Source organism: Allorhizobium sp. nf9_anc (assembly GCF_056323085.1).
On the sequence record NZ_CM150481.1, the window covers coordinates 1,712,430 to 1,732,078 of the forward strand.

Annotated in this window: 17 protein-coding genes and 1 tRNA gene; 7 read left to right on the plus strand and 11 right to left on the minus strand. The window is 61.2% G+C overall.

Going from position 1 to position 19,649, the window contains the following annotated elements; genetic code table 11:
• Positions 1 to 48: 48 nt before the first annotated feature.
• From glmS to pcsA, 8 genes are all read right to left on the minus strand, one after another.
• Positions 49 to 1,875, minus strand: coding sequence for a glutamine--fructose-6-phosphate transaminase (isomerizing) (gene glmS / locus AC02Y0_RS08110; protein ID WP_476383421.1), 1,827 nt, complete (start codon positions 1,873 to 1,875; stop codon positions 49 to 51).
• Positions 1,876 to 2,014: 139 nt separating this feature from the next.
• Positions 2,015 to 3,376, minus strand: coding sequence for a bifunctional UDP-N-acetylglucosamine diphosphorylase/glucosamine-1-phosphate N-acetyltransferase GlmU (gene glmU / locus AC02Y0_RS08115; protein ID WP_476383423.1), 1,362 nt, complete (start codon positions 3,374 to 3,376; stop codon positions 2,015 to 2,017).
• Between the two features lie 73 nt (positions 3,377 to 3,449).
• Positions 3,450 to 4,202 (minus strand): FadR/GntR family transcriptional regulator, encoded by a 753-nt coding sequence (locus AC02Y0_RS08120; RefSeq protein WP_476383424.1) that lies wholly within the window; start codon positions 4,200 to 4,202, stop codon positions 3,450 to 3,452.
• A 149-nt stretch (positions 4,203 to 4,351) separates the two neighbouring features.
• Positions 4,352 to 5,425 (minus strand): BMP family ABC transporter substrate-binding protein, encoded by a 1,074-nt coding sequence (locus AC02Y0_RS08125; RefSeq protein WP_476383426.1) that lies wholly within the window; start codon positions 5,423 to 5,425, stop codon positions 4,352 to 4,354.
• A gap of 40 nt (positions 5,426 to 5,465) precedes the next feature.
• Positions 5,466 to 6,386: an ABC transporter permease gene (locus tag AC02Y0_RS08130; RefSeq protein WP_476383427.1), complete on the minus strand. Its 921-nt coding sequence runs from the start codon at positions 6,384 to 6,386 to the stop codon at positions 5,466 to 5,468.
• Positions 6,383 to 7,474, minus strand: a complete 1,092-nt coding sequence (locus tag AC02Y0_RS08135; RefSeq protein ID WP_444557116.1) for an ABC transporter permease — start codon at positions 7,472 to 7,474, stop codon at positions 6,383 to 6,385. The genes AC02Y0_RS08130 and AC02Y0_RS08135 overlap by 4 nt, the downstream gene beginning before the upstream one ends.
• Positions 7,464 to 9,053, minus strand: coding sequence for an ABC transporter ATP-binding protein (locus AC02Y0_RS08140; RefSeq protein ID WP_476383428.1), 1,590 nt, complete (start codon positions 9,051 to 9,053; stop codon positions 7,464 to 7,466). Before AC02Y0_RS08140 ends, AC02Y0_RS08135 begins: the two co-directional genes overlap by 11 nt.
• Before the next feature lie 122 nt (positions 9,054 to 9,175).
• On the minus strand, positions 9,176 to 9,904 hold the full coding sequence (gene pcsA, locus AC02Y0_RS08145) for a phosphatidylcholine synthase (RefSeq protein WP_102020060.1): 729 nt from the start codon (positions 9,902 to 9,904) through the stop codon (positions 9,176 to 9,178).
• A gap of 190 nt (positions 9,905 to 10,094) precedes the next feature.
• Here pcsA and AC02Y0_RS08150 point away from each other — a divergent pair, with 190 nt between their 5' ends.
• On the plus strand, positions 10,095 to 11,300 hold the full coding sequence (locus tag AC02Y0_RS08150; RefSeq protein WP_476383992.1) for a UbiH/UbiF family hydroxylase: 1,206 nt from the start codon (positions 10,095 to 10,097) through the stop codon (positions 11,298 to 11,300).
• On the opposite strand, the gene AC02Y0_RS08155 is transcribed toward AC02Y0_RS08150, so the two are convergent.
• Together AC02Y0_RS08155 and AC02Y0_RS08160 are read right to left on the minus strand one after the other, a co-directional pair.
• Positions 11,277 to 12,239, minus strand: coding sequence for an AEC family transporter (locus AC02Y0_RS08155; RefSeq protein WP_476383429.1), 963 nt, complete (start codon positions 12,237 to 12,239; stop codon positions 11,277 to 11,279). The two genes, AC02Y0_RS08150 and AC02Y0_RS08155, sit on opposite strands and share 24 nt — an antisense overlap.
• Before the next feature lie 42 nt (positions 12,240 to 12,281).
• Positions 12,282 to 13,028, minus strand: coding sequence for a cytochrome c biogenesis CcdA family protein (locus AC02Y0_RS08160; protein ID WP_476383431.1), 747 nt, complete (start codon positions 13,026 to 13,028; stop codon positions 12,282 to 12,284).
• Between the two features lie 185 nt (positions 13,029 to 13,213).
• Between AC02Y0_RS08160 and AC02Y0_RS08165 the strand changes: the two genes are divergently transcribed.
• From AC02Y0_RS08165 to AC02Y0_RS08175, 3 genes are all read left to right on the plus strand, one after another.
• Positions 13,214 to 13,289 (plus strand) — tRNA-Lys (locus tag AC02Y0_RS08165).
• Positions 13,290 to 13,392: 103 nt separating this feature from the next.
• Positions 13,393 to 13,515 carry a hypothetical protein gene (locus AC02Y0_RS08170; protein WP_280951000.1) on the plus strand — a complete coding sequence of 41 codons (123 nt, stop codon included), beginning with the start codon at positions 13,393 to 13,395 and terminating at the stop codon, positions 13,513 to 13,515.
• Positions 13,516 to 13,641: 126 nt separating this feature from the next.
• The gene (locus tag AC02Y0_RS08175; RefSeq protein ID WP_280950999.1) at positions 13,642 to 13,767 is read left to right on the plus strand and encodes a hypothetical protein; all 126 of its coding nucleotides are present in this window, start codon (positions 13,642 to 13,644) and stop codon (positions 13,765 to 13,767) included.
• Between the two features lie 139 nt (positions 13,768 to 13,906).
• On the opposite strand, the gene AC02Y0_RS08180 is transcribed toward AC02Y0_RS08175, so the two are convergent.
• The gene (locus tag AC02Y0_RS08180) at positions 13,907 to 15,361 is read right to left on the minus strand and encodes a cobyric acid synthase (RefSeq protein ID WP_476383432.1); all 1,455 of its coding nucleotides are present in this window, start codon (positions 15,359 to 15,361) and stop codon (positions 13,907 to 13,909) included.
• 997 nt (positions 15,362 to 16,358) lie between these two features.
• Between AC02Y0_RS08180 and AC02Y0_RS08185 the strand changes: the two genes are divergently transcribed.
• From AC02Y0_RS08185 to AC02Y0_RS08195, 3 genes are all read left to right on the plus strand, one after another.
• Positions 16,359 to 17,357: an ABC transporter substrate-binding protein gene (locus AC02Y0_RS08185; protein ID WP_476383433.1), complete on the plus strand. Its 999-nt coding sequence runs from the start codon at positions 16,359 to 16,361 to the stop codon at positions 17,355 to 17,357.
• A 220-nt stretch (positions 17,358 to 17,577) separates the two neighbouring features.
• A complete protein-coding gene (locus AC02Y0_RS08190; RefSeq protein WP_444557122.1) occupies positions 17,578 to 18,492 on the plus strand; it encodes an ABC transporter permease in 915 nt (304 codons plus the stop codon).
• Positions 18,485 to 19,537: a quaternary amine ABC transporter ATP-binding protein gene (locus AC02Y0_RS08195; protein WP_476383434.1), complete on the plus strand. Its 1,053-nt coding sequence runs from the start codon at positions 18,485 to 18,487 to the stop codon at positions 19,535 to 19,537. The genes AC02Y0_RS08190 and AC02Y0_RS08195 overlap by 8 nt, the downstream gene beginning before the upstream one ends.
• The last annotated feature ends 112 nt before the right edge of the window (positions 19,538 to 19,649 follow it).

Consider the following 19,649-nt stretch of genomic DNA (forward strand, 5'->3'; position numbering starts at 1 on the left):
TAGGGCGCAAGAGCAAGAATTGGGGCAGCGGCCTGCCCCGATCTGGGATCACTCGACCGTGACGGATTTCGCCAGGTTGCGCGGCTGGTCGACGTCGGTGCCCATGAAGACGGCCGTGTGATAGGCGAGCAGCTGGATCGGGATCGAATAGATCATCGGCGAGACGATCTCGGCGACCACGGGCAGAACGATCGTCGCCATGGTCGGGAGCTTGGAGGCGGCGGCCCCCTTCTCGTCGGTGATAAAGATGATCTTTCCGCCGCGGGCCGCCACTTCCTGCATGTTCGACACGGTCTTTTCGAAGAAGCGGTCGAAGGGTGCAATGACGATGACGGGCATGTTTTCGTCGATCAGGGCGATCGGGCCGTGCTTCAGCTCGCCGGCGGCATAACCTTCGGCGTGGATATAGGAGATTTCCTTGAGCTTCAGCGCGCCTTCGAGCGCCAGCGGATAGCTGGTGCCGCGGCCGAGATAGAGCACGTCCTTGAACTTGGAGAGATCGCGCGACAGGGCTTCGATCTGCGGCTGAACTGCGTTCAGCACCTGGCTCATGATGCGCGGCATTTCTGCCAGGCTCTTCACGAGCTGCTTTTCTTCCGTTTCATCAAGCGTGCCACGGGCACGACCGGCGGCAAGCGCAAGCGAGGCGAGCACGGCGAGCTGGCAGGTGAAAGCTTTCGTCGAGGCGACGCCGATTTCGGGGCCGGCGAGGATCGGGAAGACGGCATCCGATTCGCGGGCGATCGTCGATTCCTTGACGTTAACCACGGCGCCGATCTTCAAGCCGTTGTCGCGGCAGTAGCGCAGCGAGGCGAGCGTGTCGGCGGTCTCACCGGACTGCGAGATGAAGAGGGCCGCCTGATCCTTGGAGAGCGGCATTTCGCGATAGCGGAATTCCGAGGCGACATCGATTTCGACCGGCAGGCGGGCATAACGCTCGAACCAGTATTTGCCGACGAGGCCAGCCAGATAGGCTGTGCCGCAGGCGGAGATGGCGAGGCCGCGAAGGTTGGCGAAATCGATCTCGTTTGCCGCGTCCCGAACAGTGTGATTGGCGAAGTCGACATAGTGCGACAGCGCGTGGGAGATCACTTCCGGCTGTTCGTAGATCTCCTTCTCCATGAAGTGGCGATGATTGCCCTTGTCAATCATGTAGGCGCTGGCTGAGGAGATCTGGACCGGACGATCCACCGGATTGCCGTCGATGTCGAAGATGTGGGCGCCCTGCTTGCCGATGACGGCCCAGTCGCCGTCGTGGAGATAGGCGATGCGGTTGGTGAATGGAGAGAGCGCAATCGCGTCGGAGCCGAGGAACATCTCGCCGTCGCCGAAGCCGATCGCGAGCGGCGGGCCGGAGCGGGCAGCCATGATCGTCGAGGGATCGTCTTGGAAGATGACGGCGAGCGCATAGGCGCCGGTCACATGGCGCAGCATCTCGTGCATCGCTTCGCGGCGGCCAAGGCCCTGGCGGCGGTACTTGGCCAAGAGCTGGGCGACAACTTCAGTGTCGGTCTGGGTGGTGAAGACGGCACCCTCGGCAGCGAGCTCTTCCTTGATCTCGGAGAAATTCTCGATGATGCCGTTATGGACGACGGCGACGCCCTCGACGAAATGCGGATGCGCATTGGTCTCGTTCGGCACGCCATGCGTTGCCCAGCGTGTGTGGGCAATGCCGATATTGCCCGGGAGCGGATCGCCGGCGAGCTTGGTCTCAAGATTGAAGAGCTTGCCTTCGGCGCGACGGCGATCAAGCTTGCCGTCGTTGATGGTGGCGACGCCGGCAGAATCATAGCCGCGATATTCGAGCCGCTTCAAGGCGTCGACGAGACGCTCCGCCACGGGCTTGTTACCGACGATGCCGACGATGCCGCACATGCAATTCTCCGTTTCATATCCATCACGCGGACTGTTCCTAGCGGTTCCGCCGCAATAGGCAATCGCAACCGAGGTCAAATTGCGTTTCGTCTCGTAATGCAACGCAGCATTACAAGCGGTGAAGTTTGGTTTGGCGCTGTTACTTGCCGGACTTCTTGGCGGCCTTGATTGCCAGATTATGCTCACGGATGACGGCGGCACGGCCTGGCTTCATCTCCTGGCGGGCACGACCGAAGGCGAGTGCGTCGGCTGGCACATCCTCGGTGATCACGCTGCCGGAGGCGATCAGTGCACCGTCGCCAATCGAGACGGGAGCCACGAGAGATGAATTGGAGCCGATAAAGGCCCCTGCCCCGATCCGGGTCTCGTGCTTGTTCACGCCGTCATAATTGCAGGTGATCGTGCCGGCACCGATATTGGTTTCGGCGCCCACCACGGCGTCGCCGATATAGGTCAGATGATTGACCTTGGCGCCCTTGCCGATATCGGCCTTCTTCACCTCGCAGAAATTGCCGACCTTGGAGCCTTCGGCGAGGTTGGCACCGGGACGCAGACGAGCGAAGGGTCCGACGGTCGCACCGGCGGCAACATAGGCACCTTCCAAATGTGAGAAGGCGTGGATGATCGCGCCGCCCTCGACGGAGACGCCGGGGCCAAAGACGACATTCGGTTCGATGAGGGCATCCTGGCCGATGACCGTGTCGTGGCTGAGGAAGACCGTTTCGGGTGCGATCATCGTCACGCCCGAGACCATCAGCTCGTGGCGGCGGCGCTCCTGCCAGAGGCGCTCGATCACGGCGAGCTCAGCGCGGTTGTTGCATCCGGTCAGTTCGCTCTCCGGCGCATCGACGGCAACCGCCTTGCCGCCGAGCGAACGGGCGATCTCGACGAGGTCGGTCAGGTAGTATTCACCCTTGGCATTGCTGTTGCCGATCCGGCTCAAGAGATCGAGCGCCTTCTGACCGCTGATGGCCATCAGGCCGCTGTTGCACCAGGTGACGGCACGCTCGGCTTCGGTCGCATCCTTCTCCTCACGGATCGCAACCAATTCGCCGTTCTCCACCAGCAACCGGCCGTAACCCGTGGGGTTGTTCGTGTGGAAGCCGATGACCGCGACATCCGCACCACTGGCCAGCGCTTCACGGGCAGCCTTGAGTGGGGCAGCAGTGATCAGGGGAACGTCGCCATAAGCAACCAGGATTTCATCATAACCTCGGGCGATTGCATCGCGGGCCATGAGCACGGCGTGGCCGGTGCCGAGGCGTTCGATCTGCAGGACGCTTTCGACAGCGAGTTCGCCGATCTTGGCCGCGGCCTCGACCTTTTCCGCATCACGTCCGAGAACCACAGCCACATCCGCGACACCGGAGGCTGCGATCGACGCCATGACATGGGCGATCATCGGACGTCCGCCGACCGGGTGCAGGACCTTGGACATCGAGGACTTCATCCGGGTGCTGTCGCCGGCAGCAAGGACGATGGCAAGGCATGTGCGGGTCATGGATGGCTCCGGGCATGAGAAACGCGATTCTCACTAACGCCCGAGACGCAGGGCTGCAAGACCGGCGTTGCCCTCAGCTCCGTTTGGCGGCCGCGTCGGCGGCCTTCAAGGCAGTGATGCGCCCGAGCTGGACGACTTTTTCCGTTGCGGCACGGGCGCCATTCGCATCCTTTTTCTCGATGGCATCGACGATTGCGAGATGCGTTTCGATGATCGACTCGCCCCGCCCGGCCAGTTTCGGGTCGAAGGCCAGTGTGAAGGCGCCGTCGAGGGCAGCCTTCAGGAAGCCGATCATGCTTTCGAGAAAGGGATTGGCGCCGACCAGGGTGAGCAGCACATGGAAACGAAGGTCTGCCTCCACCTGGCTCTGCCAGTCGAGATCTTCAGAACCGAGCAGGTTTACATAGCGCCGCAATTCGGCGCAGTCCTCGGGCGTTGCGCGCAGGGCGGCGTAAGCGGCAGAAGCCGGCTCGAAGACCAAGCGGACGTCATAGAGGTGGTCGATGAATTCACGGGTGACGCCCGCCTTGAAATGCCAGCGAAGAACGTCCTCGTCGATGAGGTTCCAATGGCAGCGATCGGTCACCCTCGTGCCGACGCGTGACTTTGCGACGACCAGGCCCTTGGCGGTCAGCGTTTTCATCGCTTCTCGCAGGACCGAACGCGACACGTCGAACTGTGATTCCAGCTCGGTGTCGCCGGGCAAGGGTTCACCGATCTCAAACTGCCCGCCGACGATTGCCAGACCAAGCTGATCGACCACGCGGGCATGGCTGGTGCGGAGATTCGTGACGATCTTCAGATCCCGAACTTCATCCTTGCGCATCCGTCACCAGTCCCCACTGTACCTTGGGACGGCTTGTTATATGAAACAGCAAAGATCGTGAAGTGAGTACCTAAGAATTTTCCTATTCACGGGAAAGCTAAAAAGAAAGGGCGCCAAAGGCGCCCTTTCCCAAAGTCTGAACCGCAAACTTACTGCGGCAGCTTGTCGTCTACACCTTCGATGTAGAAGTTCATGCCGAGGATGGTGCCGTCGTCTGCCGACTCACCTTCCTTCAACCACGCAGTGCCGTCCTGCTTGTTGAGCGGGCCGGTGAAGGGCTTCAGTTCGCCAGACTTGATCTTGGCTTCGCTGTCCATTGCCATCGCCTTCACGTCGTCAGGCATGTTGGTGTAGGGCGCCATGGACAGGATGCCGTCCTTCAGACCGTCGAAGGTCTGGGCGGACGACCAGGTACCGTCGATCACGGCCTGGGTGCGCTTGATGTAGTAAGGCGCCCAGGTGTCGACGATGGCGCTGAGCTGCGCGGTCGGGCCGGCAGCGATCATGTCGGAGGCCTGGCCGAATGCCTTCAGGCCGCGCTCTTCAGCAACCTGCATCGGAGCTGTCGTGTCGGTGTGCTGGGTGAGCACGTCGACGCCCTGGTCGAAGAGAGCCTTGGCGGCATCAGCTTCCTTGCCCGGGTCGAACCAAGTGTTCACCCAGATGACCTTCAGCTTGAATTCCGGGTTGACGGTGCGGGCGCCATGCAGGAAGGCGTTGATGCCGGCGACAACTTCCGGGATCGGGAAGGAGGCGATGTAGCCGGCAACGCCGGTCTTCGACATCTTGCCGGCGATCTGACCGTTGATGAAGCGGCCTTCATAGAAACGCGAGTTGTAGGTCGCGACGTTGGCAGCGGTCTTGTAGCCGGTCGCATGCTCGAACTTCACGTCCGGGAACTTCTCGGCAACCTTCAGGGTCGCGTCCATGAAGCCGAAGGAGGTCGTGAAGACCAGGGCGCAGCCGGAGCGGGCCATGCGCTCGATGGCGCGCTCGGCATCCGGACCTTCCGGCACGTTTTCGAGATAAGGCGTTTCGATCTTGTCGCCGAAATGCGCCTGAAGCTGCTGGCGGCCGATGTCGTGGGCCTGGGTCCAGCCGCCGTCAGTCTTCGAGCCGACGTGGACGAAGCAGACCTTCGTCTTGTCCTGGGCGGCGGCCGGTGCCGCGACGCCGACGATTGCGGCTGCCGATGCGGCAAGCGCGAGGAGGATGTTCTTCATGATGTACCCCTGTCTGGTTAGGTTGAAGCTTTTGTTTTGATTATCTATCCGGCACGAACGGCTTGCCGAGGCAGGCCGGCGTGTTGATCAGCGTCGTGCGGCGATTATGGGAGATTATAATCAGCACGACAATGGTCGCCGCATAGGGCAATGCGGACAGAAACTGCGAGGGCAGACCGATGCCGAAAGCCTGGGCATGGAGCTGGCCGATGGTGACGGCACCGAAGAGATAACCGCCGGCGAGAACCCGCCAGGGCCGCCATGCGGCGAAGACGACGAGAGCAAGCGCGATCCACCCGCGGCCGGCCGACATGTTCTCCACCCATTGCGGCGTGTACACGAGCGACAGCTGCGCACCGGCAAGGCCGGCACAGGCGCCGCCGAACATCACGGCGAGATAACGGGTGCGGATGACCGGAAGTCCAAGCGTGTGGGCCGAGCTGTGGCTGTCGCCGATGGCGCGCAGCTTCAAGCCGGAGCGGCTCTTGAACAGGTACCAGTTCACACCAGCCACGAGGAGGATGGAGAGGTAGAAGAACAGGTCCTGGGCAAAGAGGATCGGGCCGATGACCGGGATATCCGAGAGGAGCGGGATGACGATTGGCTGCATCTTGACGCCCGGCACACCGACCACACTTTCGCCGACCATGCCGGAGACGCCGAGGCCGAGAATGGTCAGTGCCAATCCCGTGGCGACCTGGTTGGCGACGAGGGTCAGCGTCAGGAAACCGAAGAGCAGCGAGAACAGAGCGCCTGTCGCGATGCCCGCGAGAACGCCGATATAGGGCGAACCGGTCAAGTTGGTGGCGATGAAGGCGCAGACAGCGCCGATGATCATCATGCCTTCGACGCCGAGGTTGAGCACACCAGAGCGCTCGGCAACGAGCTCACCCATGGCGGCGATGACCAGAGGTGTGGATGCAGTGATGATGGTCAGAAGGATGGCTTCAAACATCGTCACGCACCCTTCGACGCAGTGTTGCGGGCGCGATCAAATACGAGGCGCACTTTATAGAGAATGAGGGTGTCGCAGGAGAGTACGAAGAACAGCAGCAACCCCTGGAAGACGCGCGTCACCTTGTCGGAAACGCCGATCGACAGCTGTGCGCCCTCGCCGCCGAGATAAGTGAGCGCCAGCACGAAGCCGGAGGCGATGATGCCGAGCGGGTTGAGGCGACCGAGGAAGGCGACGATGATGGCGGTGAAGCCATAACCCGGGGAAATGGTCGGCTGCAGGTGACCGATCGAGCCGGAAACTTCCGAGATCCCGGCGAGGCCTGCGAGCGCGCCGGAGAACATCATCGAGAACCAGACCATCTTGCGGGACGAGAAGCCGGCAAAGCGCCCTGCCCGTTCGGACTGGCCGAGCACCACGACCTGAAAGCCCTTCAGCGTGTAGCGCATCATGAACCAGACGGCGACGGCAGCCAGCAGCGCGAAGATGATGCCGAGATGGGCGCGGCCGGACGACAGGATTTCCGGCAATACGGCTTCGGACACAAAGGACCGCGACTGCGGGAAGTTGTAGCCCGCCGGATCCTTCCAGATGCCGCGCGTCAGCCAGTCGAGGAGAAGCTGCGCGATATAGACCAGCATCAGGCTGGTCAGGATCTCATTGGTGTTGAAGCGGGTCTTCAAGAGCGCCGGGATCGCGGCATAGGCGGCACCACCGATCGCGCCCATCACCAGCATCAGCGGCAGAAGCAGCGGCGAGGTCCACTCATAGAAGGTGATCGGCAGGATGGAGCCGACGATTGCACCAGCGATGAACTGGCCTTCGGCGCCGATATTCCAGTTGTTCGAGCGATAACAGACCGACAGGCCAACGCCGATCAGGATCAGCGGTGCGGCTTTGACCGCGAGCTCATGCAGCGACCAGACCTCGAGCAGCGGCTCGATGAAGAAGCTGAAAAGGGCGGAGACCGGGTCCTTGCCGAGCAGCGCGAACATGATGCCGCCGAAAAAGACGGTCAATGCCAGCGCCAGAAGCGGCGAGACGATGGCAAAGAGGTTCGACTGGCGGGAGCGGCGTTCAAGTTCAATGCGCATGGGCCGCCTCCGGGGCAGTCTGGACACCGTGGACGCCGCCCATCAGGATGCCGATGCGTTCGCGGGTCATGGTCGAGGCGGGATAGGCGTCGGACAGCCTGCCTTCCGAGATGGCGGCGATCGATGTCGCAACTTCGAAGATCTCGTCGAGGTCCTGGCTAATAACAACGACTGCCGAACCCGACTTGGCTAGATCGACCAGGGCTTGGCGGATGCGGCTTGCCGCACCTGCATCCACGCCCCAAGTCGGCTGATTGACGACAAGCACGGACGGCTGGCGATCGAGTTCGCGGCCGACGATGAATTTCTGCAGGTTGCCGCCGGACAGGGAGCCGGCTGCCGGATCATCGCCGCTTTTGCGCACGTCCATCATCTCTGAGATGCGACGTGCCGCCTGCTGGACGAGGCCATGGCGGATGAGGCCGATCTTGCCGCCCGAGAGATAGGCGCTCCGGTCAGACGCGTTGCGCGACAGGAAAAGATTTTCGGACAGGCTCATGGCGGGAATGGCTGCGTGGCCGTGGCGCTCTTCGGGCACGAAGCCGCCGCCGAGAAGGCGCCGCTCGTTGATCCCCAGACGGCCGACCGACTTGCCGCGCAACCGGATCGCATCGGGGCTCTGGACCGGGTATTCGCCGGAGAGTGCGTCGAACAGTTCGCTCTGACCATTGCCGGCAACACCGGCGATCGCCAGGATCTCGCCTACCCTCACCGTCATCGAGACATTCTTGAGCGGCATGGCAAAGGGCGTGCGCGGATTGACCGAGAGATCGCTGACCTGCAACTGGATGGCACCGTCTGCCGGCGGCTCGACCTTTTCGACACCGGCTACATCGGCACCGACCATCATGCGCGCGAGCGAGGCCGGGGTCTCCTGGCGCGGATCGCAGGCGCCCGTGACCTTGCCGTGACGAAGCACGGTCGCACGATCACAGATGCGCTGCACTTCCTCGAGACGGTGGCTGATATAAAGGACAGAGCGCCCCTCGGCCTTCAGCTTGAACAACGTCTCGAACAGCTTGTCTGCCTCTTGCGGCGTCAGCACCGAAGTCGGCTCGTCGAGGATGATGAGTTGGGGGTTCTGCAGCAGTGCGCGGACGATTTCGATGCGCTGGCGCTCGCCGACGGAGAGATCGGCGACATGGGCGCCCGGATCGAGTGGCAGGCCGTAGGCGGCCGAAAGTTCGGCGGCTTTCTTGGACAATTCGGAGATTGAGAGCTTTTCATCGAGCGACAGCGCGATGTTTTCCGCGACCGTCAAAGCCTCGAACAGGGAAAAGTGCTGGAAAACCATGCCGATGCCAAGGCGGCGGGCGGCGGCTGGGTTGGGAATGATCCTCTCCTGGCCTTCCCATCCGATCGTGCCGGCAGACGGTGCGAGAATGCCGAAGAGCATCTTCACCAGGGTCGACTTGCCGGCGCCATTTTCGCCGAGGAGCGCATGGATCTCGCCATGGCCGATGTCGAGATCGATGCCGTCGCAGGCCTTGAAACTGCCGAACAGCTTCGTGAGGCCCCGCACGGTCAGCAGCGGCTTGTCACCCTCGGGCGGTTGTTGCGGCACAGGTCCCTCTTGCATTGCGATGCGTCCCGGCCGGGTCTTGCGCCCGGTCCGCCGCTCAATTCATAACCGGTTTGCGGCAGCGCACAATATATAGGCAAAAGTTTTTTTTGGTTTTGCCCAGCCATCACGGTCGAGCTTTAGTCCCGACGCCCCAGGGCCGGGAAAATCTGCAGCACGCCGCCGATCGCATAGAGGTAAAGGCCGGTCAGGATCGTACCCCAGACGACCCAGGGCGGCGACTGGAAATGCAGGAGGAGCGCATAGCCGCCGAAGGCGCACCAGAGCAGGAAGACCGCCATATTGACCGTCCGCAGACGCTTGACCCGCACAGGGTGAAGGAAATGGATCGGCAGGAATGTCAGGAAGACGGAGGCGAGAACCACGATCAGGGCTGTCGTGGCACTGGCATCGATGACGAAGAGCGTAAAGATCAGCATGTTCCAGACGACCGGGAAACCGGAGAAGAAATACTCGTCCGTCTTCATGCCCATGTCTGCGTAGTAGATCGCGCTCGACACGACGATCAGGCCGGCGGCGACGAAGGACCAGGGCTCGCCGATCATGCCGCTCTGATAGAGCGCGAAGGCCGGCAGCAGCACATAAGTTACATAGTCGATGATGTTGTCGAGCGTATCGCCGGACCAGTTGGGAAGGACTTCCTTAACACGCACCTTCCGGGCGATCGGTCCGTCAATACCATCAACGAGAAGCGCCAGCCCCAGCCACCAGAACATGTCGACGAAACGCCGTTCGGCTGCTGCGACAACGCCGAGAAAGGCAAGAAAGGATCCAGAAGCGGTCAGAATATGGACCGAGAAAGCGCGGATCTCGGCATAAGGCACCCGCTTGTAGTTGAAGATCTTCATCCTTGCTCCAGTCGGCGGCATTTCGGAGGAAACGGTATCGGACGAAACGACGCGGTTTGCAACACAAGTGGCGGTCTTTGCCCGCTTTTCGCGGCCAAGTGTTTCATGCGACTGCGCCATTTGGGCCCATGGATTTTGTCGTGACCGGGATCTAGATATCATGACAGTGAAGACAATCGGGATCCTGACCATGAGCTACGAATACGACATCGCCGTCATCGGCGCCGGGCCGGCCGGTCAGATCGCCGCCATTGCCATGGCTCGCGGAGGCAGGCGCGTCGTACTCGTCGGTCCTGAGCCTGACGGTTCCGACCGTCGGACGACCGCGCTGATGGACCAGTCGCTTGCCATGATGGAGCGGCTTGGCCTCTGGGAGGAGTTGCATGCCCGGACCGCTCCGCTCCAGGTGATGCAGATCATCGATGGGACGAAACGGCTGCTGCGCGCGCCCACTGTCGCCTTCCGGAGCGCCGAGATCGGACTTGATGCCTTTGGCTACAACACCCCGAATGCGGCCCTGCTCGAGACGCTGTCGAAGGCCGTGGCGGCAGAGCCCTTGATCACGCGCAAGCCTTCCGCTGCCGAGACGATCCATGTTGGCGCCGATGCGGTGACCATCGGCATTCAGGGTGAAGAGCCGCTGATGGCGGGCTTCGTGATTGGGGCTGACGGCCGCAAGTCCAAGACCCGTGAAAGCGCCGGGGTCGGCGTGAAGACCTGGTCCTATCCGCAGACCGCCGTGGTGATGAATTTCGCCCACACGCTGCCGCACCAGAACATCTCCACGGAATTCCACACCGAATCGGGACCGTTCACGCAGGTTCCCCTTCCCGGGCTGCGCTCCAGCCTTGTCTGGGTGGTGACACCGCAGGAAGCCGAGAAACTGACATCGCTCTCACCGGAACAACTCTCCGCCGAAGTCGAAAGCCGCATGCAGTCCATGCTCGGCAAGGTCTCGGTGGAAGGCGGCGTGCAGGCCTGGCCGCTGTCGGGCATGACGGCTCGCCAGTATGGCAAGGGACGTGCTGCCTTTATCGGCGAAGCAGGCCATGCCTTCCCGCCGATCGGCGCCCAGGGCCTCAACTTGAGCCTGCGCGATATCGCAGCACTTGAGGACATCCTGATCGATCACAGCGCAGCACCGATTGCGGCCGACTGTGGCGACCGGTTCGACCGCAAACGCCGGATTGATATCGCCAGCCGGACGGCGAGTGTCGACCTGCTCAACCGCTCGCTGCTGTCGGGCCTGCTGCCGGTGCAGATGCTCCGGGCTGCCGGTATTCAGGTTCTGGCAAGTGTCGCGCCGCTGCGCAATCTCGTCATGCAGGAAGGGGTGGCACCCGGGCGCGGGCTGAAAAGCCTGCCGTCGCTGTTACGGGAAAAGGTCCGCCGGTAACACACCGCTGGTGATGGCGAAGAGAAGCGCCGAGACGGAAAACACCGAAATCACCGTGGTGATCAGGATCGTGGCGGACGCCCTTTCCTGCCAGACGCCATATTGCTGGCCGATGACGAAGACGTTGGTCGCCGTCGGCAGCGAGGCGAGCAGGATCGCCGTGTAGACCCAGAGCGGGTCGAAATTGCCGACGAAACTCAGGACGACATAGACGAGCACGGGGTGCAGCACGAGCTTGATCGGCACAATGTAGCCGATTTCGGCCGGGATGCGCTTCAATGGGCGCAGTGCCAGCGTCACGCCCATTGCAAACAGGGCGCATGGGGCGGCAGCCTGGGCGAGGTAGTCGATCAGGCGCTGCAATGCGAGCGGCGGCTCGAATGCAAGCGCTGCGGCGAGGAAGCCGATCAGGGTCGCGATGATGAAGGGATGCGTGAGGATCTTTTTGACGACATCGAAGGCGAGCTGCGCGGGCGGCCGCTTGTCGCCGCCGGCAAAGGCCATCATCGCTGGTGCGACCATGAAATGGACAGCGTTTTCGAAGCAGAACACCAGCGCCACCGGGACGGCTGCCTTTTCACCGAAGGCGAGCAGCGACAGGCCGGGGCCCATGTAGCCGATATTGCCATAGGCCCCGGCCAGCGCCTGCACCGTCGATTCGGCAATGTTGTTACCGCGAACATAGCGGCCGATGACAAAGACCAGCACGAAGATGGAATAGGTCGCGGCGAGACAGGCGGCGATGAAATCGATGCGCGTCAATTCTTCGATCGGCGTGCGCGAGACCAGCTTGAAGAAAAGCGCCGGCAGCGAGACGTAAATGACGAAGAAATTCAGCCAGCCGAGTGCCTGGGCAGAATGGTCGCCGAGCTTGCCCGATACATAGCCAATGAGGATCAGGCCGAAGAACGGCAGGACCAGCGCGACGATATCCGCCATGGGCTTTCTCCCTCAGAGCGCGAAACTGCGCCCTGTCGCGACTTAGCCGATTTGCGAGAGGATTGGAAAGGTCTGCTGGAACCAGATTGCCAGGTCCGTGATGTAGCCGAACATGAAGGCGAGGCCTGTGAGGACCAGGAGCGCGCCCATCGCCTTCTCTACCAGGCCCAGATGGCGGCGGAAACGGGTGAGGAAACGCATGAAGGCGCCGGAGAATCCGGCTGCGATCCAGAAGGGCACTGCAAGACCGAGCGAATAGATGGCAAGCAGCAAGGCGCCGTCACCGACAGTCTCCTTGGAGGCGGCCACGCCGAGGATCGCGCCCAGGACAGGCCCGATGCAGGGCGTCCAGCCGAAGGCGAAGGCCAGACCCATGACATAGGCGCCCGACAGCGTCGCCGGCTTTCCACCGCCTGCGAATCGGTATTCCGAGGACAGCAGGCCAAGCCGGAAGACGCCTAGGAAATTCAGACCCATCACGATGATGATTGCGCCACCAATCTTCGACAGAAGATCCATGTGCTGGCGCAAGAGGCCGCCGATCGTCGACGCCCCTGCCCCAAGCGAGACGAAGACGGTTGCGAAGCCAAGGGTGAAGACGAGTGACGTCAGAAGCACGGTTCGACGGGCAGCGGCATTCTGAGCCTGCTCACCATCGCGGAACTGGTCGACCGAAATGCCTGCCATGTAGCAGAGGTAGGGCGGCACGAGCGGCAGCACGCAGGGCGACAGGAAAGACAAGGCTCCGGCCAGAAGCGCGCTGAAAAAGGAAATATCGGCAATCGACACAATCAACTCCGGGACCCGAACCGGGCCCTTCCTAATCCCGCAACCCCATGCTTGCCAATCACCAATGCGTAAGCTGCGACAACGGGGCTGAATTTTGCTTGGCAAACTGCATTTTTGCGGTTGACCGGTCGGGGTCACCTGCATATGTTCCGCGCACTTCTTGAGGCGGCGCAAAATCCGCACGGGAGAGCGTAGCTCAGCCGGTAGAGCAACTGACTTTTAATCAGTAGGTCCAGGGTTCGAATCCCTGCGCTCTCACCACTCTTTAGAATTTCCGACAGATCATTCAGATTGTAACGATCCGCTTAGCCGATCTCCAATCGCCTTGTTCTATTCTGAGCCATGTTCTGGCTAGGGGTAGCCCATGCGCGTGATGGTATTCTTGATGATCGCGGCAGTGTTCAGCATTCTGGCGATCAAACATTCGGACAATTCGCTCGGAACCAGGCGATTGACGGCGTCGCCGACCGAAGTCGCCACGGGCTGAAGCCCAATTTGTTGCGGATTAGCAACAAGTGCTCAGCTTCACTCGTTGCTTGAGCGCAAAAGGCTGTCGAGCGAAACTGCTTTTGCCGCAATCTCGTTCAAGAGCTTCAGGCAGGAGCAAAAAACAATGCGTTACATCTTCATCCTGCTGGTCGCCTCGGTGCTCAGCATTCTCGCTTTCAAATACTCGAACAATTCACTGGGCGGCGGCGAGCTGATGGCTTCGCCGATGGATGTGACTGAGGCGCATTAAACTGACGTCTTGGTCATCCGTGCCCTGACGGCCAACTTTATAATCTAACATTTCGGCCAGGCGCCTTGTTCTGCGGTCTTCACCTACCAAGCAGTAAGAAGATGAATGGGCCGCCTTCTCCTTCCAAGAAGCAATAGAATCAGCCCAGCAGTTGCGTCAGCCAATCGCGCGACAGGCGCGTCTCCAGCTCGGCTGCGAGTTCATCAAGTGCTTCTTCGACCATGGCACGATAGCTCTTTCCACCGCCTTCAATCCCGAAGCTTTCCAGCAGCTTGCGGCGATAGGGGTCGCTGGAAAACAATCCGTGCAGATAGGTCCCGATCACACGACCGTCGGCGGAAGATGCGCCATCGGGGCGTCCGTCGATCTCGATGGGAGCCCGGACCGTGTCAGGCCCTTCGGTCACACCCAGATGGATCTCGTAGCCCGACAGCGGAACGTCATGTTCGAGCGAGTGGGCCTTGCTGTTCCGCACGGTCTTTTCAGCGGCCATCACCGTCTCCACGTCGATCAGGCCCAGCCCTTCCACGGTTCGAGGTGCTCCTTCAAGGCCGAGGGGGTCTGCAACGCTTCGGCCGAGCATCTGGTAACCGCCGCAGATGCCGATGACCCGACCGCCTCGACGCAGATGCATCTGGAGATCACGGTCCCAGCCATTGGCGCGGAATTCTTCCAGATCGGCAATGGTCGATTTGGAACCCGGCAGAATGACAAGTCCCGCATCGGGGGGCAGTCGATCACCGGCCCTGATGTAGACGAGGTCGACTTCCGGCTCGGTTGCGAGCGGATCGAGATCGTCGAAATTGGCGATGCGCGACAGGACGGGAACCGCGACTTTCAGAGCTCCGCCATTCCCCTTGGCCAGCCGCTCCAGCACGACCGAATCCTCGGCGGGTAGCCGGCCTGCCGCTTTCAGCCAGGGGATCACGCCGAAACAGGGCCAGCCGGTGAAGTCGCCGATCGCGGAAATCCCGTCGTCGAACAGGCTGACATCGCCGCGGAACTTGTTGATGATATAGCCGACGATCTGGGCGCGATCCTCGTCGGGCAGAATGGTATGCGTGCCGACCAGCGAGGCGATCACCCCTCCCCGGTCGATGTCGCCGACCAGCACGACCGGAACCTTGGCCCGGGTAGCAAAGCCCATATTGGCGATGTCGCCGGCACGCAGATTGATCTCGGCCGGCGATCCCGCTCCTTCGACGATCACGAGGTCGCGGCCCTCGCTGACGGTTGCGAAACTTTCGAGGACCGCTCCGAGAAGCTGCGGCTTCAAGCGCTGATAGTCGCGCCCCTTCGCCTGGCCGAAGACCTTGCCTTGCACGATGATCTGGCTGCCGGTTTCACTCTGCGGCTTCAAGAGGACCGGGTTCATGTGGATCGAGGAGGACGTGCGGGCCGCGAGCGCCTGAAGCCATTGGGCCCTGCCGATCTCGCCACCATCATCGGAGACGGCCGCGTTGTTGGACATGTTCTGCGGCTTGAAAGGGGCAACCTTCAGACCACGATTCGACGCCAGCCGGCAGAGCCCTGCGACCAGTATCGTCTTTCCGACATCAGACCCTGTCCCCTGCAACATGATCGTCCGTGTCATCGCATCCTGTCCTGTTTCCGCCTTGGCGCAGATCGCCTGTTTTTCATGGTTTTGCCGCGATCTTGCCACCAAGGTTACTGCAAATGCGACACTGCGGCAGCCTGTCGCGGGCCTTTCGTGCGCAGTTTGTCATTTGCGACGGATCATGACGGTTTGCGCTCTGGCGCAGCGTCTCGGAAGTGATTATCTGCGGCTCGAAAACAGCGCCCCGAAGAGGCGCAGCACCTAGGAAACACCCATGCTCTACATCCTGCAGAACCGCAATAGCCTCGCCATCGCCTGGAACGGTCGTGCACCGCAGCGTAAGCCTGTCGCCCGTTGGGAAGTTCGCGATCCGATCAAGGCCGCCAAGGGCTGATCGTCACTTCGGCATCTGGAATGCGGCGGTCCATCAGACCTTCGATTACCGAGCAGGTGCGCCAGAATAACAAAACGCCCCGGTACGCGATACTCGATCCGGGGCGCAACCGACAGTAACGCGCCGGCCCCTCCATCTATCGTTACAGATGTTACTGGATCGTTATCGATCGGGGCCTACCCGCATTTTTTCAATTTTTTTTGTGCGTGCCGCCGAGCATGCAAACGCCTGTCATATTGACGCAGTTGAGACACGTTAAGTCTCACGTGAGAGGGCGACCCTCCCCAGCTTCTGATCCGCCGGATACAACTGCGCGTCCATTGGGCGACCAAGGCTCGCGCCAGAGCCGAAATGCGGCAAAATCAGTCGCACCAATGGCTTGGGGCGGCGACCAGCGGAGCCAATGACTACGGCGAGAGGTTGATTTTCAGAACCAAAGACGTAGGCTGATGGTCGTGACACGCGGTCGACAGGGCACTCAGCCCCTCATGACAAGGCCCGGTCACATGAATGGCGAGCCGGCGAGACGCGCCCCGGTCACCATTCGCAGTGAAGAGAAAATTGGCAGAGCGGTGCGCAGTAGCCGTCCCTGCCCTTCCCGATGAACGCTGCAAGATAAGACTGGGAGGTCTTAACTCCATGAAGAAGCTCCTTGCTTCCACACTTCTCGCCGCGGGCCTTTACGCAGTTGCCGGGTCCGCCCAGGCTGCCGAATGCGGCGATGTCTCCATCGCAGAAATGAACTGGGCTTCGGCCGGCGTCGCTGCCTATGTCGACAAGATCATCCTGGAAAGCGGCTATGGCTGCACCGTGACCGTCGTCACCGGTGATACCATGCCGACCTTCGCCTCGATGAACGAAAAGGGCCAGCCGGACATGGCTCCGGAATTCTGGGTCAATGCCGTGCGCACCGCTCTCGACCAGGCGATTGCCGAGGGACGTCTGATCCAGGCTGCTCCGCTGCTCTCCGACGGTGGCGTTGAAGGCTGGTGGATCCCCAAGTTCATCGCAGACGCCAACCCTGACATCAAGACCGTCGAAGACGCACTGAAGCGTCCGGATCTCTTCCCGGCTCCGGAAGATCCGACCAAGGCTGCCGTGACCAACTGCCCGTCGGGCTGGAACTGCCAGGTCTCGACCGCCAACCTCTACCGTGCGCTCGGCGCAAAGGATAAGGGCTTTGAACTCGTCGACACCGGCTCGGCTGCCGGCCTCGACGGCTCGATCGCCAATGCCTTTGAAAACAAGAAGGGCTGGCTCGGCTACTACTGGGCTCCGACCGCCATCCTCGGCAAGTACGAAATGGTCAAGCTCTCCTTCGGCGTAGAGCACGACAAGGCCACCTGGGATGCCTGCACGGCCGTTCCGGATTGCGCCGATCCGAAGGTGAATGCCTATCCGGTGTCCGACGTCTACACGGTCGTCACCAAGGGCTTTGCTGAAAAGGCCGGCGTTGCCATGGACTACGTGAAGACCCGCAAGTGGGACAACGCGACCGTCGGCAAGGTTCTCGCCTGGATGGAAGAAAACCAGGGCACCAACGAAGATGGCGCCAAGCACTTCCTCGAAACCTATCCGGACATGTGGACGACCTGGGTCGCCCCTGAGGTCGCCGAGAAGATCAAGGCGTCCCTCTAAGCCTGAACTGTGTGCAAACATGCGGCGGGCTTCGGCCCGCCGCGCTTTCTGCGAAGCGGCATGCCGCATCACGCCATTCAAACGACTCCCGACGTCGCAGACGGCATGAATTCCCTTCCGGAACTCGATTAGCCTCTCACTCGGGAATATGGCATCGCCGTCAGGGCCCATCGCAGCGTTTCAAACGTCATAAAGTGCGAGGGTCGACAAGGGGAACGAGATGGCTTCGACTTTATGTAACTACCTGCCCGAAGTGCTGTGCAGGTTTCCGGAAATCGACGATACGGTCATGCGCGTCGCGCGCAAAAGTATCGACGACAGTTTCAAGGGCTTCGTCCGTGCCTACGGCAATGTGATCGATGCCGTCACCCATCCACTGCAGCTTTTCCTGAACTGGCTTGAGGCGCTGTTCGTCAACACGCCCTGGTTCATCTTCCTGGCTGTGATGGTGCTGATCGTCTATCTGACCAGCCGCAACATGCGGATCGTCGCTATCACCGTCATCGGCATGCTGTTCATCGGTTTCGTCGGGCTCTGGGAAGACACGATGATCACGCTCGCGATCGTCACCGTCTCGACACTGCTCGCGATCGTCATCGGCATTCCGATCGGCATCATGATGGCGCGTTCTGATCGTGCCCAGTCCCTGGTCAATCCGATCCTGGACGTGATGCAGACGCTGCCAAGTTTCGTCTATCTGATCCCCGTCGTCATGGTCTTCGGCATCGGCAAGGTGCCAGGCGTGATCGCGGTCGTGATCTATGCCGTGCCGCCGATGATCCGCCTGACCAATCTCGGCATCCGGCTCGTCGATCGCGAAGTCCTGGAAGCAGCCGATGCCTTCGGTTCCTCGCCGAGCCAGAAGCTGATGAACGTGCAGATTCCGCTGGCGCTGCCGACCGTCATGGCCGGCATCAACCAGACCATCATGATGTCGCTTGCCATGGTCGTGGTGGCGTCGATGATCGGTGTTGGTGGCCTCGGCAAGAACGTTCTGCAGGCCATCTCCAACCAGTTCCTGACGATCGGCTTCCTCAACGGCTTCGCGCTTGTCGCCATCGCCATCATCTTCGACCGCGCCAGCCAGGCCTATGGCAAGCGTCTTCAGCGCCATACGGAGGTGGTCCATGGCTAGTCACGACATCGAGATTCGCAATCTCTACAAGATCTTCGGGCCGAACGGCGGGGCTTTCATCGACCAGGTGAAAGCGGGTATGTCGAAGGCGGAGCTCAACGAGACGCATGGCCATGTGCTCGGCCTCAAGGACATCAACATCCAGATGCCGGGTGGCGGCATCACCGTCGTCATGGGCCTTTCCGGCTCCGGCAAGTCGACGCTGATCCGCCATATCAACCGGCTGATCGAGCCGACATCGGGCGAAGTGCTCTATGACGGCGTCGATGTCTGTCGGATGAATCCGTTGGAGCTCCGGGAGTTCCGCCGCCACAAGACGGCGATGGTGTTCCAAAAGTTCGCGTTGCTGCCGCATCGCACCGTGCTGGAAAACACTGTCTACGGCCTCGACATTCAGGGCATTCCGCGTTCGAAGAGCGAGGATATCGGTCGTCGCTGGATCGATCGCGTCGGTCTCTCCGGCTTTGAGAGCCACTATCCGAACCAGCTGTCCGGCGGCATGCAGCAGCGTGTCGGTCTGGCGCGGGCGCTGTCCAACGATGCCGACATACTGTTGATGGATGAAGCCTATTCGGCGCTCGATCCGCTTATCCGCGTCGACATGCAGACGGTGCTTCTCGACCTGCAGCAGGAGCTGAAGAAGACCGTTGTCTTCATCACCCACGATCTGGACGAAGCGCTGCGGCTCGGTGACAAGATCGCGATCCTGCGCGACGGCGAAGTCATCCAGCAGGGCACCGGCCAGGAAATCGTTCTGCAGCCGGCCGACGACTACATCTCCGCCTTCGTCAAGGAAGTGAATCGCGGCCGCGTGATCCGTCTCGATACAATCATGGGTCCTGTCGCCGGCCCAAGCGAAGGGCTTGCCCTGCCCGGCGGAACGGTTCTGGAAGCGGCAGCCCGGATCATGACGGATGCCCGCCAATCGAGCACCATCGTTACGGATGATGCCGGCACACCGATCGGTCGCGCGGACCTGCAGCAGATCATCTCCGCCATGGTCACGCCGAAGAGCCACGAAGATAAACAGCTCGCGGCGGAGTAGCGCTTTTCTCTCCCTCAAGGGAGATGCGGCTCAACGGCCCCGCACAGTGCGGGGCCATTGTCGTTTTGGAGATTGAAACCATATAAAGACTTCTTTATATGATCACCATGAC

What these genes read in the sequence shown, in the direction of transcription:
- glmS (WP_476383421.1), bottom strand. Translation starts at nt 1,875, where the DNA reads ATGTGCGGCATCGTCGGCATCGTCGGTAACAAGCCCGTGGCGGAGCGT.
- glmU (WP_476383423.1), bottom strand. Translation starts at nt 3,376, where the DNA reads ATGACCCGCACATGCCTTGCCATCGTCCTTGCTGCCGGCGACAGCACC.
- AC02Y0_RS08120 (WP_476383424.1), bottom strand. Translation starts at nt 4,202, where the DNA reads ATGCGCAAGGATGAAGTTCGGGATCTGAAGATCGTCACGAATCTCCGC.
- AC02Y0_RS08125 (WP_476383426.1), bottom strand. Translation starts at nt 5,425, where the DNA reads ATGAAGAACATCCTCCTCGCGCTTGCCGCATCGGCAGCCGCAATCGTC.
- AC02Y0_RS08135 (WP_444557116.1), bottom strand. Translation starts at nt 7,474, where the DNA reads ATGCGCATTGAACTTGAACGCCGCTCCCGCCAGTCGAACCTCTTTGCC.
- AC02Y0_RS08140 (WP_476383428.1), bottom strand. Translation starts at nt 9,053, where the DNA reads ATGCAAGAGGGACCTGTGCCGCAACAACCGCCCGAGGGTGACAAGCCG.
- pcsA (WP_102020060.1), bottom strand. Translation starts at nt 9,904, where the DNA reads ATGAAGATCTTCAACTACAAGCGGGTGCCTTATGCCGAGATCCGCGCT.
- AC02Y0_RS08150 (WP_476383992.1), top strand. Translation starts at nt 10,095, where the DNA reads ATGAGCTACGAATACGACATCGCCGTCATCGGCGCCGGGCCGGCCGGT.
- AC02Y0_RS08155 (WP_476383429.1), bottom strand. Translation starts at nt 12,239, where the DNA reads ATGGCGGATATCGTCGCGCTGGTCCTGCCGTTCTTCGGCCTGATCCTC.
- AC02Y0_RS08170 (WP_280951000.1), top strand. Translation starts at nt 13,393, where the DNA reads ATGCGCGTGATGGTATTCTTGATGATCGCGGCAGTGTTCAGCATTCTG.
- AC02Y0_RS08175 (WP_280950999.1), top strand. Translation starts at nt 13,642, where the DNA reads ATGCGTTACATCTTCATCCTGCTGGTCGCCTCGGTGCTCAGCATTCTC.
- AC02Y0_RS08180 (WP_476383432.1), bottom strand. Translation starts at nt 15,361, where the DNA reads ATGACACGGACGATCATGTTGCAGGGGACAGGGTCTGATGTCGGAAAG.
- AC02Y0_RS08185 (WP_476383433.1), top strand. Translation starts at nt 16,359, where the DNA reads ATGAAGAAGCTCCTTGCTTCCACACTTCTCGCCGCGGGCCTTTACGCA.
- AC02Y0_RS08190 (WP_444557122.1), top strand. Translation starts at nt 17,578, where the DNA reads ATGGCTTCGACTTTATGTAACTACCTGCCCGAAGTGCTGTGCAGGTTT.
- AC02Y0_RS08195 (WP_476383434.1), top strand. Translation starts at nt 18,485, where the DNA reads ATGGCTAGTCACGACATCGAGATTCGCAATCTCTACAAGATCTTCGGG.